The following is a 15485-nucleotide window of genomic DNA, read 5'->3' on the forward strand; positions in this document are numbered from 1 at the left end:
ATGACAAATCAAAAAATTTTCAAAATTTCACGCTTAAATTCCGCAAATTTCATGCCAAATTTCACTCACCAGAAAAGTCCTCCGCTACCATTGCGGCTAGGCGGAGTTTTTCGTTGTCAAAATGCGTGTAAATGCGCGAGGTATTCAGGCTCGCATGCCCTAGGGCTTCTTGGACTAGCACCAAATCTTTTTCGCGTTTGTAAAGCATGGTCGCGAAGGTGTGGCGTAGCATGTGCGCGCCGTTTTTTTTCTTTCGAATTCCTACGCTTAAAAGCAGTTTTTCTACGATTCTGCTGATATAAGCCTGTGTGAGCGCCGAGCCTTTTTTGTTGGTAAAGACATAATCATCTTTGTTTGCAAAATTCGTTTCCAAAGCGTCCAAATCGCCCTGGATAAGGCGCTTTTTTATCATTACGACGCGGTATTTATTTCCCTTGCCTCGTATCCGCAATATATACAAATCTCCGTCTTCACTGATATCCTTGCGGCGCAGGTTTATCGCCTCTCCCACACGGATTCCTGTGTAGATAATCATCTTTAAAATAAGGCGATTTCTATGGGTAAATTTCTTAAAATCCGCACTATTTATCGCGCCGATAAATTTTGAAATTTCATCTTCGCTTAAAAATTCAGGCAGTTTCACGCCACGATTTCCGCTCACGCCACCCCAGCTTTTAAGCTCTATTCCGTAGTTGTGCGAGGCGCCATTAGTTTCGTTTTGACGGTCGATGAAGCCAAAAAAGTTTATCACGGCGATTCGGTAGTTTTTTTTACTCGCATCGCTAAGCCCTCCCGTGATAGAGGCCAAAACCTCGCTTAAAAGCTCTTCGTCGATATTTTTCATGCTTTCTAGCTCGTAGGATAAAAGCGCGTTATAGAGCTTAAAAAGCGGGTTGAAATATGTATTAATGCCCGTTAGCCCTGCGTTTCTAGCGTCTTTGGCTAGGGTTGAGAGAGCCCCTATATTTGGGACATTTTTGGCTAGTGCCATTATGGTTTTGCTAAACAGCTCTTCGTTTTTAAGCTCTTTGTTTGAAAGCGAGCTTAGCTTATACCTGACGAATTTGGCCATCCAAAAAAGTAGCGAAGAGGCGAAATTTTCTTTGGCGTCTAGGGGTTGTTTCATTTCTCGTCCTTAAATATCACAAACGGCAACATTAGCGTGTTTTTGATGAGATTATATGGGGTTTTTAAAACATCTGTTGTAACGGCTGTGGAGTAGGTCGGCTTGCTCATAGTGCCACGAATTTCGATGATAGTCGAGATTGTCTTATCCTCGCCCAAGATTATTTGATTTAAAAGCGGGATTTTCGAGATTATCGAGCTTGCGTCTTTGAGATATTTTAGCTCCAAATCAATATTTAGCGCGCCTGATTTTAGATTTACTTCGCCGTTTCCTGCGATATCTGCGCTCGTGCCCTCAAACTGCATTGCGTTTAGATAAATTTTATCCTCGCTGCGGCGGAAGTAAATTTTGCCGTTTTTCACGCTAAATCCGCGGTCATTAAAATCTGGCGTTTTAAAGGCAAGTAGAGAGGGGACGGAGTTTAGGAAGCTAAGGAGTTTTTGATAGACGATATAATCTTTCAAAAATGTATTTTCGACCAAAATCTCCCCTCGATAGTTTCTCGGATCGATTCCGCTGGCTTTGAGCGTGAATTTTCCGCTATCGAAGCTTTGCGAGCCGATGATTTGATTCAGCTCCCTGCCACTGATATTTTGCGCGAAAATTTGAAATAGGCTTTTTTTGAAAATTAGCTTAAAATCGCCTTGCTTGAATTTCGCGTTTAGGTTCATATCCTTGCCAGAAAGCGAGCCTGAATACGACACCAAGTCGATAGTTTTGTTCATATCGGTTAAAATCACAGATGAATTTGTGCCAGAAAAGTTAAATTTAGAGCGCGCAGAATTCGAGCCTGAGTTAAATTCGCTGGTTTGGACGCTAGTATTTATCATGATATCGAGGTCTTTGAGCGTGATATTTGTGCCAGCCTTGCCACTACTAAAACTTAGTTTGCCATTGCCCGTAGCGCCATTTAGCGAGCTTCCTGCGACCTTTAAATTTAGGCTGTCGCTATTGTAATACCTGCCATTTTTTTCTATCAAACCAAAGTCAAATTTCAAATTTTTGCTAGTAATTGTGAAATTTGAAAAATCAGCCGTGCTAATGTGCGCATCACCGCCCGTGATTCCGATAGTTTTGAGGGTTTTGGAAAAATTTATTAGATCTTTTATCTCGGCTACATTTATGTCGATTTTATCGCCAAATCTCATATCCGCACCTAAAAACTGCGAGTGCAAAATCGGCGCAGTCCCGCTAAAATCGAGTGTGAGATTGTCTTTGACATTTGAGAATTTTAAAATTTCATTATCCCCAGCCGTGATATTAAAGCTTTTTATCTCGCCACTAAATTTAGCCTTTCGCGTGGTAAAATCAATAGTCCCGTCAGCCGTGGCGTTGAAAATTTCATTGCTTAGATTTGAGTTTTTGATATCAAGCTTTTTCTCCGTGATATGCACGCTAGCATGCGAGCTTTTAAATTTCGCCTTTGAAATCATAATTTCGCCGTTTTTTAGGCTCACATTTGCATCTACGGCTGCGCTTTCATGCACTGGGTCGATGTCGATTAGCACTCGTGCGTCGATTTGCTCGGCCTTGCTGACATATACTGGCTCATTTATGCCATAAAATGCTAAAATATCAATCAAATCCTTGCCGATATTTTCTTTGGTGCGCAAATCAAGCGCGACAATCGGCTCTCCGCTAAAAATTTGCTTGATTTTTACCCCAGAGCCATCAAGGCTAATGCCATTAAAGGTCGGATTGCCGATAGCGATATCTAGGGTGCCATCTTCTAGCGTGATATCAGCGCAATCAGCGATAACTGGCGAAACGGTGCTAGCGAAGCTCACATTTAAATCCTGCGCACTGGCTCTTGCGAAAATGCGCTTCTCATCGGCGTGGGGATCATCTAAATCAATGGCGATTTTTAGGGTGTCGATGTAGTATTTCTGCGCTACGACCAGCCCATAAATCCACTCTTTGGCGTGAGGATTAAGGCCTGTGAGCGCGCCAAGCTCGTCCATAAAGCGTTTTAGACTCGTGGCGTGGGCGTTTGAAACCTCTAAGCTCAAATTCGAGCCTATATTTAGCGCAGAAATTTTGCCTGAGATTTCATGCGAAGCAAATGTGCCGTTAAAATCATAAATGCTAGATTTGAAATTCGCGCTAGCCTCGCCTTTAAGCGTGGCGTTGAAATCTTTGAGTGAGATTTCATTTACGCTTACTTTTAGTCCGTTGCTAAGCTGGCTAAGGCCTGCGTTTATACGAAAATAGCGAGTGTCGATGAAAAATATATCATCGTGGTATAAAACCTCGATTTTATCCTCGCCAATGCGTAAATTTTGGATATTAATTTCCTCGAAAAATTTCATCGCAAGGGTAAATTTCTTGCTATATTCGATGAGTTTTTCGTTTTTTTCCCTAAGCTCGGCTGGGGTTTTTGGCGTAGGATTTGCGTTTGAGAGCTCTTTTTTGTTGATTTGCAGATCTTTTACGCGCAAGATTAGATTGTTTTCAAGCTTTAAAAAAAATCCCTCGATTTTGACGAATTTATTCTCAAATTTATCGATTTTTACCCCTATTTTTATAAAGATAATTCCACTCATAAAAAGTAAAAGCAAAATGGTAAAAAATCCGTAGATTATCTTTCGTATCACACGCTCTCCAAACTTTTGGCTAAATAAATTTGTGCGTATAATATAAAATTTAGGCAAAATTTGGGCTTATTTTCGTATAATTTCGCAAAATTTGATTAAGGAAAATTATGCAATCTTTGGGCAGGCTTATCCGTTTTTTATCTTTTGTAGTTGAAATTTTACTAATTTTCGTAGCAGTTATTTTCTGGGATTTTCACCAAAGCGCGCAAAATCCAAAAATCGTCGCAGTAGGCCAAGGAAGCGCGGTAAAAATTTTATCTTCGCTGGGGACTGGGGCGAGATTTGGCAAGACTCACGCTAGACTTCTCTCGCTTTATGGTGGCGCAAAAACCGGTGAATTGGAGCTTAGCGCGGAAAATTTACCAAAATATAGATTTTTATACGAGCTAGCTCACGCAAAGCCTGTGATGAACGAAATCAAGCTGATTCCTGGCGAGACCACGATAGTATTTTTGCAAAATTTAGCCAAATCCCGTGCGTTAAGTTTTGAAATTTTAGAGAGCGAATACAACGCAACTGCGCCGTTTTACGAGGGATTTTTGGTGCCTGAAACCTATAAAATTAATAAAAACGAAAACGAAAAAAATATCATTAAAATTTTAAGTGCGAGTGCGAATAAATTTCACGCCGAATTTAGAGAAAAACACTGCGCCGATTGCAACGATACAGCCTATAAAGAGGCGCTAATCAAGGCTTCGATTATACAAAAAGAGGCCGCAAACGCTGATGAAATGCCAATCGTAGCCTCAGTGATTGAAAACCGCCTAAAAATCGGCATGCGACTTCAAATGGACGGCACGCTAAATTACGGGCTGTATTCGCACACTAGGGTTACGCCAGCGCGTATTCGCACCGATACTAGCCACTACAACACATACCTAAACGACGGACTGCCACACGAGCCTGTGTGTGTGGTCTCGCCAAACGCGATAAAAGCGGTCTTTGCGCCAGCAAGCACTGAATTTTTATATTTCATGCGAAATAAAAAAACAGGCTTGCACGATTTCGCTAAATCGCAGGCCGAGCACGAGCGCAATGTCAGAGCCGCACGAAATGCAAAATAACAAAAAGGAGAGATTATGGCGATTTACTACACTTACACGGACGAATCCCCAGCCATAGCCACACACTCGCTACTACCGATAATTAGGGCGTTTTTGCGCTCGGAAAATATCGAGGTAAAAACGGCTGATATTTCGCTTGCTAGCAGGGTTTTGACGAATTTTAGCGAGTATTTAAGCGATGAGCAAAAAACTAGCGATGATTTGGCGTTTTTGGCAAATTTGACCAAAAGTAGCGACGCAAACATCATAAAACTACCAAATATTTCAGCCTCGCTTCCACAGCTAAAAGCCTGCATTAGCGAGCTTCAAGCGAAGGGTTATGCTTTGCCAAACTACCCAGATAACGCGCAAAGCGATGAGGAAAAATCTATCAAAGCCCGCTATGCAAAGGTGCTAGGAAGCGCGGTAAATCCAGTCCTTCGTGAGGGCAACTCAGACAGACGCGCCGCAAAAAGCGTCAAAGACTACGCTAGGGCAAATCCTGTGTGGAGTGCCCAGTGGAGCGGGAGCGAGCAAACCTGCGTGGCAAGCATGAGCGGGGGCGATTTTTACGCTTCTGAGAAATCGAAAATTTTCGCTAATGGTGCAAATTTAAGCATAAATTTCACTTGTGCTAGTGGAGAGAAAACCTGCCTAAAAACCCTAAAAATCGAAGCTGGCGAGGTCGTGGATAGCGCGTTTATGAGCGTGAGTGAGCTTGGTAATTTTATCGCCGCTAGCGCGCAAATGGCGAAGCAAAAAGGGCTAGTGTATAGCGCGCATTTGAAGGCTACGATGATGAAGGTAAGCGATCCTGTGATTTTCGGACGATTTGTGAGCGTGCTATTTGGGGGAGTTTTCGCTGAATTTAAAGACGAGTTTAAAAGTCTTGGCATAAATGCAAACGACGGGCTAAAAGGAGTCTTTGAAAAAATAAAAAATTTGCCAAATTTCGCCCAAATTAAGGCTAAATTTGATGAAGCGTTTGCGAATTTGCCAGAAATTTATCATATCGACGAAAATACGACAAATTTCGATATGCCAAATTTGGTGATAATCGACGCCTCAATGCCTGCGATGATACGAAACGGCGGGAAGCTACGCACCAAAAGTGGGCAAATGCGCGAAGCAATGGCGGCGATCCCTGATAGAAGCTACGCTAAAATTTACGAGGCGATGATTGAGGATTTGAGGGCGCATGGGTTTTTGGACCCTGCTAAAATCGGGGCCGTGGCAAATGTGGGATTAATGGCGCAAAAAGCCGAAGAATACGGCTCACACGATAAGACCTTTATCATGGAAAATGACGGGCGTATCGAGGTTGTAAGCGAAAATGGCGAGGTGGTTTTTGCGTATGATTTGCAAAAAGGCGATATTTTTCGCATGACGCAAACCAAAGAAAAAGCAATTAAAAATTGGGTAAATTTGGCGTTTTCGCGCGCTAAAATCAGTGGCGAGAAGCTGATTTTTTGGTTAGATGAGGCTAGGGCGCACGATAGAAATATAAAAGAAATTTTGCTAAGCCAAATCGCTCAAAATGCCGAATTTAGGGGCGCAAATTTTGAAATTTTAGATCCGTATGAAGCTGTAATTAAGACAAACGAGATTATTCGAAGCGGACAAAATGTCATAAGCGCTACGGGCAATATTTTGCGCGATTATTTGACCGATTTATACCCGATTTTGGAGCTTGGAAGTAGCGCGAAAATGCTCTCAATCGTGCCACTTTTGGAGGGTGGAGCGATGTTTGAGACGGGTGCTGGTGGGACTGCGCCGGATTTGGTGGCTATGATGAGAGAGCAAAATCACCTTAGCTGGGATAGTCTGGGCGAGTTTATGGCGCTGTGTGAGGCGCTGGAATTTGTAGCGCAAAAAGAGCAAAACAAAAAGGCAAAAATCCTAGCAAATGCGCTAAATGCGGCTATTTTTAGATATTTAAATGAAGCAAAATCCCCAAGCCGCGAAGTAGGGCAAAATGATATTCGCGCAAGCCACTATTTTTTGGCTAAATTTTGGGCGGAAGAATTGGCAAAATTCGAGCCAAAATTCGAGCAAATTTATGCAAAATTTAGCGAAAACGAGGCGCAAATTTTAGATGAATTAAACGCAGGGCAGGGCAAAGGCGTGGATTTTGGCGGATATTTTATGCTAGAATTTGACAAAATGCAAAAAATCATGCGCCCAAGCAAAATTTTAAACAAAATCATAGAGGAAATTTAATGAAAATAGCAATAATCGGAGCTGGAAATATCGGCGCAAATGTCGCAAACAATGTGATTGTAAATGAAAATTTAGCCAAATCTATCAGCGAAATCGCGCTTGTGGATATCGCAGAAAATATCGCGCGCGGTAAGGCGCTGGATTTGGCGCATTTAGCGAGCCTTTGCGAGTGTGATATGAAAGTGTGCGCTGGAAGCAAACCGGAGCTTTTAAAGAGCGCAGATATCGTCGTAATCACGGCTGGGCTAACTAGAAAAGAGGGTCAAAGCAGGGAAGATTTGCTAAGAGCAAATGCCAAAATCGTGAGCGAGTGCGCGAGGAACACAGCTAAATTCGCCCCTAATGCGATAATCATCATCGTAACAAATCCGCTTGATTTAATGGTTTTGTGCGCGCAAAAAGCAAGCAATTTTGCCCCTAGTCGCGTTATCGGCATGGCTGGCGAGCTAGATAGTGCGAGGCTGAAATTTGAGATTGCGAAATTTAGCAGAGATAAAATTTCGGCTCTAAATGCCCCAGTGGTAGGCACTCACAACGATGAAATGGTGATTTTAAAGGACGAGATAAATGCCGAAATTTCACCCGCTGATTTAAACACTGCCTCGCAAAATACACTAAATAGCGGGAAAACCGTCGTTAGTCTGCTTGGCACTTCGGCGTATTTTGCCCCTGCTGGCGGGATCGTAAAAATCATAAAAAGCATAATCGCAGATGATAACAAAACCCTAATTTGCTCTGTGGTAGATGAAAATGGCGTGCCATTTGGCAGGTTTGTGAGTATCGGCAAAAACGGCGCGACACCCCTAGAATTCGAGTATCCGTTGGAATTTAAGAAAAAATACAACAAAATGGGGCAAAGTATAAGAGAGCTTGAATTTTAAATTCGTGGCAAATTTGCAAAAACGCAAATTTGCCTAAATTTCAAAACGCCCTAACTATCATTTTGCGATACTGGCTAAGCTTTTTTTCATCGCTGTTTTGCATAAATTCTTTAATGTAAGCTAGCAAATTTTCTTTTGTATGGGTCTGCAAACCCTGCGGCGGCTAAATTTCGAATCTGCTCGGCGCTTTTGTCGTAGAAATTATCTATTCTAGCGTATCCGCCGATACTTTCCACGCTTGGGACATATTTGTGAAGCAGTTCGGCGACTCTCATTAGTGTATCGTAACTAGCCGCAAAGCCGTCCGCGCCCTGCAAAAATATCCGTTTTGGTGCGCCAAAAACGCTTGGTATCTCCTTTATAATCTTCCGTCAATCGACACTCTGCTTAAATTTTTCTCGCCGATAGTTTTGATTGCAAAGTCTAGTTTGCTTAGCATTTTTTCTTTGTGAGTGTTAAGCATGCCGTCAATTCTCACGCTATCAAACGGGTGCAATGCCCAAAAATATGTGCCTTCAAGCTCCAAATTTGCGATAAACTCGCGCTCTTCTTCTAAAATTTCTTTTTCGCTGGCTGGGATAAATTCGCCGTTTAAAATTTGCTCATTTAGCCTCGTGTCCCTAAACGCGGTCATTGTGTTTAGCAAAATTTTGCTTGGTCTGATTTCGTTTTCTAACCTCGCCATTGCCCGTGCAGACTCACTCGCCATGCCGCGTCCAGCCGTGCCAAGCATAAGCAAATCACAATGCGAAATGCCGATTTTATTTAGCCTTAGGCACTGAGTTTTGCTATCATCTGCGTCGTAACCTTTGCCTAAATTTCGCATTACGGCGTTAAGACCGCTTTCTATGCCGATGTATAAATCATCTACGCCAGCCTCTTTTAGCGCGATTAATTCCTCGTCGCTTTTGGCGGCGATATTATCGATCCTAGCATACATTGTGATAGTTTTGATATTTGGCAAATATTTTTTGATTAGCTCGATTCGTGCTAAAAGTTTTTTCGTTCCTAGCGCAAATGGATCGCCACCTACTAGGTAAATGCGCGTAGCTTCCCTTGCGTATGAGCCGTGAAATTTGGTGATTTCGGCTAAAAATTCCTCGACTTCTGAAAGGCTTAGCATACGAAATTTCACATTTGCATACATATTGCAATACGAGCAAGAATTGTGCGAACAGCCCTCAGTAATGGGGAGTAAAAGGGTGTTTGCCTCCACTGGTGGGCGGTAGATTGTGCCGTTGTAGTTCATTTTTTCTCCTTATTTTTAAAATTCGATATTTTTATGATTTTAGAAATGTAAATTTAAAAAAAGTAAAATTTGAAAATTTATAAAATTTGGGTTACAACTCTTTGATTATATAGCTAGCTAGCTCTTTTATCGCCTCTTCATTTCTGCGATAATATGTCCATTTGCCGTGTCTTTCGCAGAGCAAAAGCCCAGCTCTTTGGAGCATATCGAGGTAGTTTGATACGGTAGAGGGCGACAGACCTGCCTTTTCTTGGATACTGCTGACGCACACGCCACCTTTTAGATCGACTACTTCGCCAAGCGAACTGCCTTGTGGCGGGAAATTCGCGTCTGGGTTTTTGAGCCAGTTAAGGATATTTAGTCTAGTTTCGTTGTTTAGAGCTTTGCAAATTTCAATTACATCAATTTTCATTTTTTACCTTTTTTAAAATTGCGAGATTTTATCATACATTTCGATAATTGTCAATATATCAAAATAGCTCAAATTTTAAAATTTTATTCTTCTGGGTTGATTTCGACTATTTTATTTAGGACATATTGTTCTAAATCTCGTTTGGCGATATCGTTTTTAAGGGCTTCGTTGTAGATTTTTTCGACAGGTTTGGAGTATTTTTCGTATGGAAAATACAAAAAGTGATTTGCCCAAGCTTTTTGGATTAAATTTTTAGTGATTTCCTTGCGCCCCCATGCTTTAAAGCAGTCAAATCCGATAAAGACAGCAGAGGTCAGCAAAATGGTAAAAAGTATGGAAAAGTGAAAGTCGATTTTGGTAAAAAGCAGGTGAGTAATGCCTATGGCAAACATCACAAAAACAAAGGCAAATGTCCCAAAAATCGCATACGAACGACCATAATTAAATCTGAAATTTAGCTTAGCGGGATCTACTAGCATACCGTCGTTAAACTCAGCGTTTGCCTCCAACAAATCGCGGAAAAGCACAGGTTTATCCGAGATATGAAACATAATATTTAAAATTTTGTCTTTGCAGTTTTTATTCATCTTTTTTCCTTGTCAAATTTGGTGCCATTATATCTGAATTTTAATTTTTATAAGATAAAATCACCTTTTAAATTTAAGGAGAGCGTAATGTTTGAGATAGCTAATATGAATAACGATGATTTTGTCTATATCAATGGCGAAATCGTGCGCGCCAAAGACGCTGCGATAAGCCCATTTGATCGCGGTTTCATGCTAGGGGACGGCATTTATGAAGCTGCGCCTGTGATAAATGGCAAAATTTGCGATAAAGCCGATTTCTGGGAGAGATTTGAAAATTCTGTCGCACAAATCGAGCTTAAAATCCCATATACTCACGAAGAATACGAGGCGTTTTTAAACGAAGTCATCGCTAAAAACGGCGTCAAAGAGGGTGTGGTTTATACGCAAATCACCCGTGGTGCGGCGTTTAGGGACTTCGACTATACTGATACGAAGCCGACCGTGTTTGCCTATGCCTTTTCGAAAGTGATTTTCGATAATCCTCTTGGCACCAAAGGTATCGAAATCGTAAGCCTGCCTGAGATTCGCTGGCATAGACGCGATATCAAATCAATCTCGCTTCTAGCGCAGTGTATCTCAAAGCACCTAGCGCACAAGGCTGGGGCTTTCGAGTGCTTTTTGGTAGAAGACGGCTTGGTGACTGAGTGTTCGAGTTCGAGTGCGTTTATCATAAAAGACGGCGTTTTGATTACTAGGCCGCTATCGCACGACATTTTGCCGGGCATTAGACGCAAGGTGATTTTGGGCTTTGCGGGCGAGCTTGGGCTAAAAGTCGAGCAAAGGGCGTTTAGCATGGAGGAAGTCTATGGCGCAGACGAGGTTTTCATCAGCGCAGCTTCTTTGATGGCGATCCCTGTCATCAAAGCCGACGGCAAGCCGATAAATGGCGGTAAAATCGGCAAATTTACCCCGCTAATTCGCGAGCGTTACGCCAAACACCTAAAAGAACAAGCTGGGCTTTTATAATTTTGCTTTGAAATTTTGCTCGAATTTTCTTTAAATTTGGGCAAAATTTGGCAAATTTAATCAAATTTTTAAAATTCAAAATTCTAAAATTTCGCTTCGCAACCCAGAAATACTGCACCTGGAATTTTGCTTTTTGATTTTGTTTGATTTGGCGTGGCAGAAATTCTTGTTTGGCATATCGACAAGCAAGTATCTCCGCTCTACGGTGCTTAAAATTTGGATTTCAAGGAAAAACTATGTTAGATATTGTAGAGATGATTTTAGGCTATATAATCCCATACGAATTATTTTTATATATGCCGTTTCAGGTTATTTTATTTGTTTTTTTCACATGGTTTTTGATGATAATTTCATTGTTTGGAATTTTAATTTCTGCATTTTTTAAACGAGTTGCATACAAAAAAATACTCATAAAGTTATTAAAAATTACCATGCTTTTTATGTGGTTAAGTTTTATAATTTCATATTGCTATTATTGTGGCTATGTCGCTAGTTACGGAATATCGCAAGTTCATATTTATAAACCTGTTTTTTATCTATTTGGAATTGTAATAGTGAATATTTTAGTTTATTTGTATATGATATCAACGAAATAGTAAAAGAAGCTATTTTTGAATTTAGTCTCGTAGGGCGGGGGTATCCTTGCCCACCATAAAGATTAAAACAATAAATCTAATGCAAAATTTCACAAAATTTGATTATAAATTTTAAAAAATTCATTTTCTTCGTAAAATTTCACCACGGCTTTGTCGATTTTGACTATGCGCGAAAGGTAGGCGTAAAGACCTTCTTTGCGCGTGTAGAGGATTTTTAAGCCATTTAGGCTCGTGGCGCGTGAGAGCGCGACATAGAGTTGGCCGTTGGCAAAAATCCTATCTATATCGCAGGCTAGGTTTTCGATACTCATGCCTTGGGATTTGTGGATTGTGATCGCGTAGGCGAGTTTTAGCGGGAATTGATAATACCGCGCGATTAAAAAATCGCTCGCCTCGTCCTCGTCCGCTCTAATCTCGCTGTAATCATACCCCGCGCGCTCGACTCGCACGAAGGCGCCTGATTTTTTGCGCACTACGATAGATTCAATTTCGCCAAAGCCGTTTAGCTCGATATTTTCTACCACGCCACTTTCGCCGTTGTAAAACTCGCCTGATTTATTCATCGTAAAAAGCACTTTTGCGCCGACTTTTAGGCGCAGGGATTGGCTCAAATTTAGCGAATTTAGCCATTTTGAAATTTTATTATCATCGTAAGAGTTTTCGTGGATTTCGCACAGCCCCTCGCATAGATACAGCCTCGAATCTAGCGCGGCTAGCTTAGCTTCGTTTATCGCATCGACCTCGGCATTTCGCCCAGAGATTATGGTCGCATCATCATCTAAACTCTCACGCGGAGTGATTAAATTCGCCAAAAATTTGGCTAAATTTTCGCTGATTTTGCCAAGCCTGATTTGCGATAAAATTTCATACAAACTCTCATCATCCGTGCGCTTAGAACCTAGCATTTCTATGTAGAAAAACTGCATCGTCTCCCATGCGTGCGTGCCAAAGGCATACTCGCTCATACGCAAAAGCGAGCCTTGTTTGCTAGCACTTAGCTCGTCTTTTTTGACGACTGGCGGGAGTTGATAAAAATCGCCCGTTACTAGCAAATGACCGCTAAATTTGGACTTTACGAGGCGGTATTCGATCATCTCAAAGACATCAGCGCCGACCATTGAAATCTCATCAAGCACGATTAAATCAGTAATTGCGAGAATTTTGTTGAGTTCGGTTATTTTGGCTTTTTGCGAGCGGTCTAATTTTTTTAGCTCTTCAAAATTTTTGCTAATGCCAAATTTAAAAAAACTATGCAAGGTTACACCGCCGATTTCTACGGCACTAATGCCGGTTGAGCCTAGCACGATAACGATTTTGCCGTGAGTGCGAAACTTTTCGATGACGCCTTTGACGACATAGCTTTTGCCTACACCGCCACCGCCTGTGATAAATACATTTTGTGATTTGAGCTTTTGTGATACGAAATTAATCAAATTTTATCCTGTTTTTTGGCAAAATTATAGCCAAAAATTTTTAAAGGTAGCAGTTTTGAGAAGGCAAATTTTAATATTTATAACATTTATGTGGATTTTGGCTGGTTGTGCCTCACACGCGCCACAAAAATCCAAATTTATCCCCGAAAATCCAGAGGTTTTGGCGTTAGAATTCGAGCAAAGTGCGGAAATTTTGCCACCTGTAAGCGCCCAAAGCGTAGCAAGCGGGGAGAATTTCAGGGAAAGATATTTTCGCGTTTGGGACGCTGAAAAAATCACCGCTAGCCCAAAGGACGCATTTTGGGGGCTAAACTACGCTAAGGGCAGGCATTTTGATCTAGGGGGAAACATTTACCCGCAAGCTGTGTATGATGCCATGCACGAAAATGCGAACAAAAAAGCCCTTGGTAGCGTAAATACCCCAGCAATCACCATAAAAAACACGCTTTTGCGAAATATTCCAAGCGATATGCCGATTTTCGGCGATCCTAGCGAGCCGGGCGAGGGCGAGCCTTTTGATTATGCGGCAAATTCAGCTCTTGGCGTGGGATATCCGCTTTTTATCTCGCATTTTAGCAAAGACGGCGTCTGGGCGTTCGTGCAAAATGACGGCGTGTGGGGCTGGGTGAGGGCTAGCGATATCCAAGAAATGGGGATAAACGGCGCTAGTGCGTATAAAAATTCGAAATTTATAGCGATTTTGCAGGATAATGCGCCGATTTTTGACGAGAATAGGCGTGAAATTTTTAGAGCGCGCACGGGGACGATTTTGCCGTATGATTTCGCTGGTGGCGGGCTATATGGTGGCAAGATGATTAGCAAAGAGGGCGTGAGAGCGTATTTTGTGGAGGATAAATTTGCTAGAATTTGGCCAGCTGAGCTAAATAGTGAAAACGCAAAACTAATCAGCGCAAGTCTGATAGGGCAAAAATATGGCTGGGGCGGATACAAACTGCTGCGCGATTGCTCGCTACTGACAAAGGATTTTTTGGCGAATTTTGGGCTTTGGCTCCCAAGGAATTCAAAGGCGCAATCAAAGCGCGGAAGGACATTTTCGCTAGCAAATTTGAGTGCGAGCGAGAAGCTAAATTTGATCAAAACACACGCCAAACCTTATGCGAGCGTGATTTATATGCCAGGTCATGTAATGCTCTATGTAGGCGAGATAGAGGGCGCACCAGCCGTGCTTCACAATGTCTGGGGGCTAAGGCGCATGAATAAAGAGCGCGCGGTGATTGGCAAAACGGCGATTACCTCGCTAAGCATAGGCGAGGATAGGGCTGATATCGCAGAAGATAGATTGCTAATCTCGCGTATTAGCGCATTTAGCGTGCTTAGCGAAGATGACGGGGTTAGCATACGAGAACTTTTTGGACTAGAAAAATGAGATCGAAACTTTACAACGACAATCTTTTAATCGAAGCCCAAACCCATATTGATAGACTTCATTTAAATATCGCGTGGGAGCGGTTTTGTGAATTTTACAAAAAGGCTGGCGCGATACGCAAAAACGATGAGTATTTGCTAGGGCTTTTTGGGGCGTGTTTGGGATATCTGCCTGATGAGGGTATGAAATTTATGGACTATGGCGCGCATATCATAGATGAGGGCAGGGTCATAGGGATAATCGAAATTTTAAACGAAGCAAACCCTGATAAAAATTTGGTTATTCCAAGGGCGTTTGCTAGGCTTGGCGAGCACGAGGAGGCTAGATATCTCATCATCACAGATAAAAAAATTTTGCGATTTTACCTAGATTATGAAGCGCAGTGGCAGAGCTTTTATTTTGAAGATTTGGATTTTTTGGAATTTTGCAAATTTTACGCACTGCTAAATTACAACGCCCTAAAATCTGGTATCCCAGTGACGATGAGAGAGCGCACGGCGTATCGCGAACAAGACATTTCTAGCAAACTTTACCGAAATTTTAAAATTTTTCGTATGTCGCTTTTCGAGGATATGTGTATCCAAAACGAGAGCTTAAATCATCTTTTGCTAAGCGAGGCGTTAAATAAGCTTTGCGATAGGATAATTTTCGCGATTTATGCTTCGCATAACGAGCTTTTGCCAAGTGGAGCGCTAGAAAGCGTGCAAACATATGATGAGCTAAAAAGCCTTTTTGCGCTTATTCACACGGGGGAGCAGGGCGTGGTAAAATTTAATGGCGATTTGTTCGCGCCTGATTTGCTTTTAGATAATCTTAAAATTAGCGATTTGGCATTGGAGTTAAATTTGATTTCCAAATACGATTACAAACTCGATGTTACGCCAGATATGCTCTCATACATACTATCGCAAATTTACAATTTCGAAGAAATTTTTCAAAAGAACTGAATTTTAAAATTTAAAATTTCTTGCAGAATAAATTCTGCAAGAAA

The 15485-nt window shown here is 41.7% G+C and carries 13 protein-coding genes; 6 read left to right on the forward strand and 7 right to left on the reverse strand.

Annotation, left to right across the window (positions count from 1 at the left end; all coding sequences use genetic code 11):
* Positions 1-61: 61 nt before the first annotated feature.
* Both OFO00_RS03395 and OFO00_RS03400 read right to left on the reverse strand, forming a co-directional pair.
* The gene (locus OFO00_RS03395; RefSeq protein WP_270864876.1) at positions 62-1126 is read right to left on the reverse strand and encodes a tyrosine-type recombinase/integrase; all 1065 of its coding nucleotides are present in this window, start codon (positions 1124-1126) and stop codon (positions 62-64) included.
* Positions 1123-3720, reverse strand: a complete 2598-nt coding sequence (locus OFO00_RS03400) for a YhdP family protein (protein WP_270864877.1) — start codon at positions 3718-3720, stop codon at positions 1123-1125. Before OFO00_RS03400 ends, OFO00_RS03395 begins: the two co-directional genes overlap by 4 nt.
* Positions 3721-3827: 107 nt before the next feature.
* Between OFO00_RS03400 and mltG the strand changes: the two genes are divergently transcribed.
* Genes mltG through OFO00_RS03415 form a run of 3 tightly spaced genes read left to right on the forward strand, consistent with a single transcriptional unit; the run spans position 3828 to position 7864 of the window.
* The gene (mltG, locus tag OFO00_RS03405) at positions 3828-4784 is read left to right on the forward strand and encodes an endolytic transglycosylase MltG (protein ID WP_270864878.1); all 957 of its coding nucleotides are present in this window, start codon (positions 3828-3830) and stop codon (positions 4782-4784) included.
* A gap of 15 nt (positions 4785-4799) precedes the next feature.
* Entirely contained in the window at positions 4800-6983 is a 2184-nt protein-coding gene (locus OFO00_RS03410; protein ID WP_270864879.1) for an NADP-dependent isocitrate dehydrogenase, read from the forward strand.
* The gene (locus tag OFO00_RS03415) at positions 6983-7864 is read left to right on the forward strand and encodes a lactate/malate family dehydrogenase (RefSeq protein ID WP_270864880.1); all 882 of its coding nucleotides are present in this window, start codon (positions 6983-6985) and stop codon (positions 7862-7864) included. Before OFO00_RS03410 ends, OFO00_RS03415 begins: the two co-directional genes overlap by 1 nt.
* A gap of 110 nt (positions 7865-7974) precedes the next feature.
* Here OFO00_RS03415 and OFO00_RS03420 read toward each other — a convergent pair whose 3' ends face one another.
* The 4 genes from OFO00_RS03420 to OFO00_RS03435 all read right to left on the reverse strand — a co-directional run bounded on the left by OFO00_RS03420 (position 7975) and on the right by OFO00_RS03435 (position 10112).
* On the reverse strand, positions 7975-8181 hold the full coding sequence (locus OFO00_RS03420; protein ID WP_270864881.1) for a hypothetical protein: 207 nt from the start codon (positions 8179-8181) through the stop codon (positions 7975-7977).
* A gap of 41 nt (positions 8182-8222) precedes the next feature.
* Entirely contained in the window at positions 8223-9113 is an 891-nt protein-coding gene (locus tag OFO00_RS03425; protein ID WP_270864882.1) for a radical SAM protein, read from the reverse strand.
* Between the two features lie 91 nt (positions 9114-9204).
* Complete coding sequence (locus OFO00_RS03430; RefSeq protein ID WP_270858981.1) at positions 9205-9525, reverse strand: ArsR/SmtB family transcription factor; 321 nt, start codon at positions 9523-9525, stop codon at positions 9205-9207.
* 83 nt (positions 9526-9608) lie between these two features.
* Positions 9609-10112 carry a hypothetical protein gene (locus tag OFO00_RS03435; RefSeq protein ID WP_270858980.1) on the reverse strand — a complete coding sequence of 168 codons (504 nt, stop codon included), beginning with the start codon at positions 10110-10112 and terminating at the stop codon, positions 9609-9611.
* An 87-nt stretch (positions 10113-10199) separates the two neighbouring features.
* On the opposite strand from OFO00_RS03435, the gene OFO00_RS03440 reads away from it, so the two are divergent.
* On the forward strand, positions 10200-11078 hold the full coding sequence (locus OFO00_RS03440) for an aminotransferase class IV (protein ID WP_270864883.1): 879 nt from the start codon (positions 10200-10202) through the stop codon (positions 11076-11078).
* 685 nt (positions 11079-11763) lie between these two features.
* Here OFO00_RS03440 and OFO00_RS03445 read toward each other — a convergent pair.
* Positions 11764-13107, reverse strand: a complete 1344-nt coding sequence (locus OFO00_RS03445; protein ID WP_270864884.1) for an ATP-dependent DNA helicase — start codon at positions 13105-13107, stop codon at positions 11764-11766.
* Between the two features lie 55 nt (positions 13108-13162).
* Here OFO00_RS03445 and OFO00_RS03450 point away from each other — a divergent pair, with 55 nt between their 5' ends.
* Together OFO00_RS03450 and OFO00_RS03455 are read left to right on the forward strand one after the other, a co-directional pair.
* On the forward strand, positions 13163-14494 hold the full coding sequence (locus tag OFO00_RS03450; protein WP_270864885.1) for an SH3 domain-containing C40 family peptidase: 1332 nt from the start codon (positions 13163-13165) through the stop codon (positions 14492-14494).
* The gene (locus OFO00_RS03455) at positions 14491-15441 is read left to right on the forward strand and encodes a hypothetical protein (RefSeq protein WP_270864886.1); all 951 of its coding nucleotides are present in this window, start codon (positions 14491-14493) and stop codon (positions 15439-15441) included. Before OFO00_RS03450 ends, OFO00_RS03455 begins: the two co-directional genes overlap by 4 nt.
* Positions 15442-15485 lie beyond the last annotated feature (44 nt).

Origin of the sequence: Campylobacter sp. VBCF_04 NA7 (assembly GCF_027737405.1) — a bacterium.
In the GTDB taxonomy this organism is placed as follows: domain Bacteria; phylum Campylobacterota; class Campylobacteria; order Campylobacterales; family Campylobacteraceae; genus Campylobacter_B.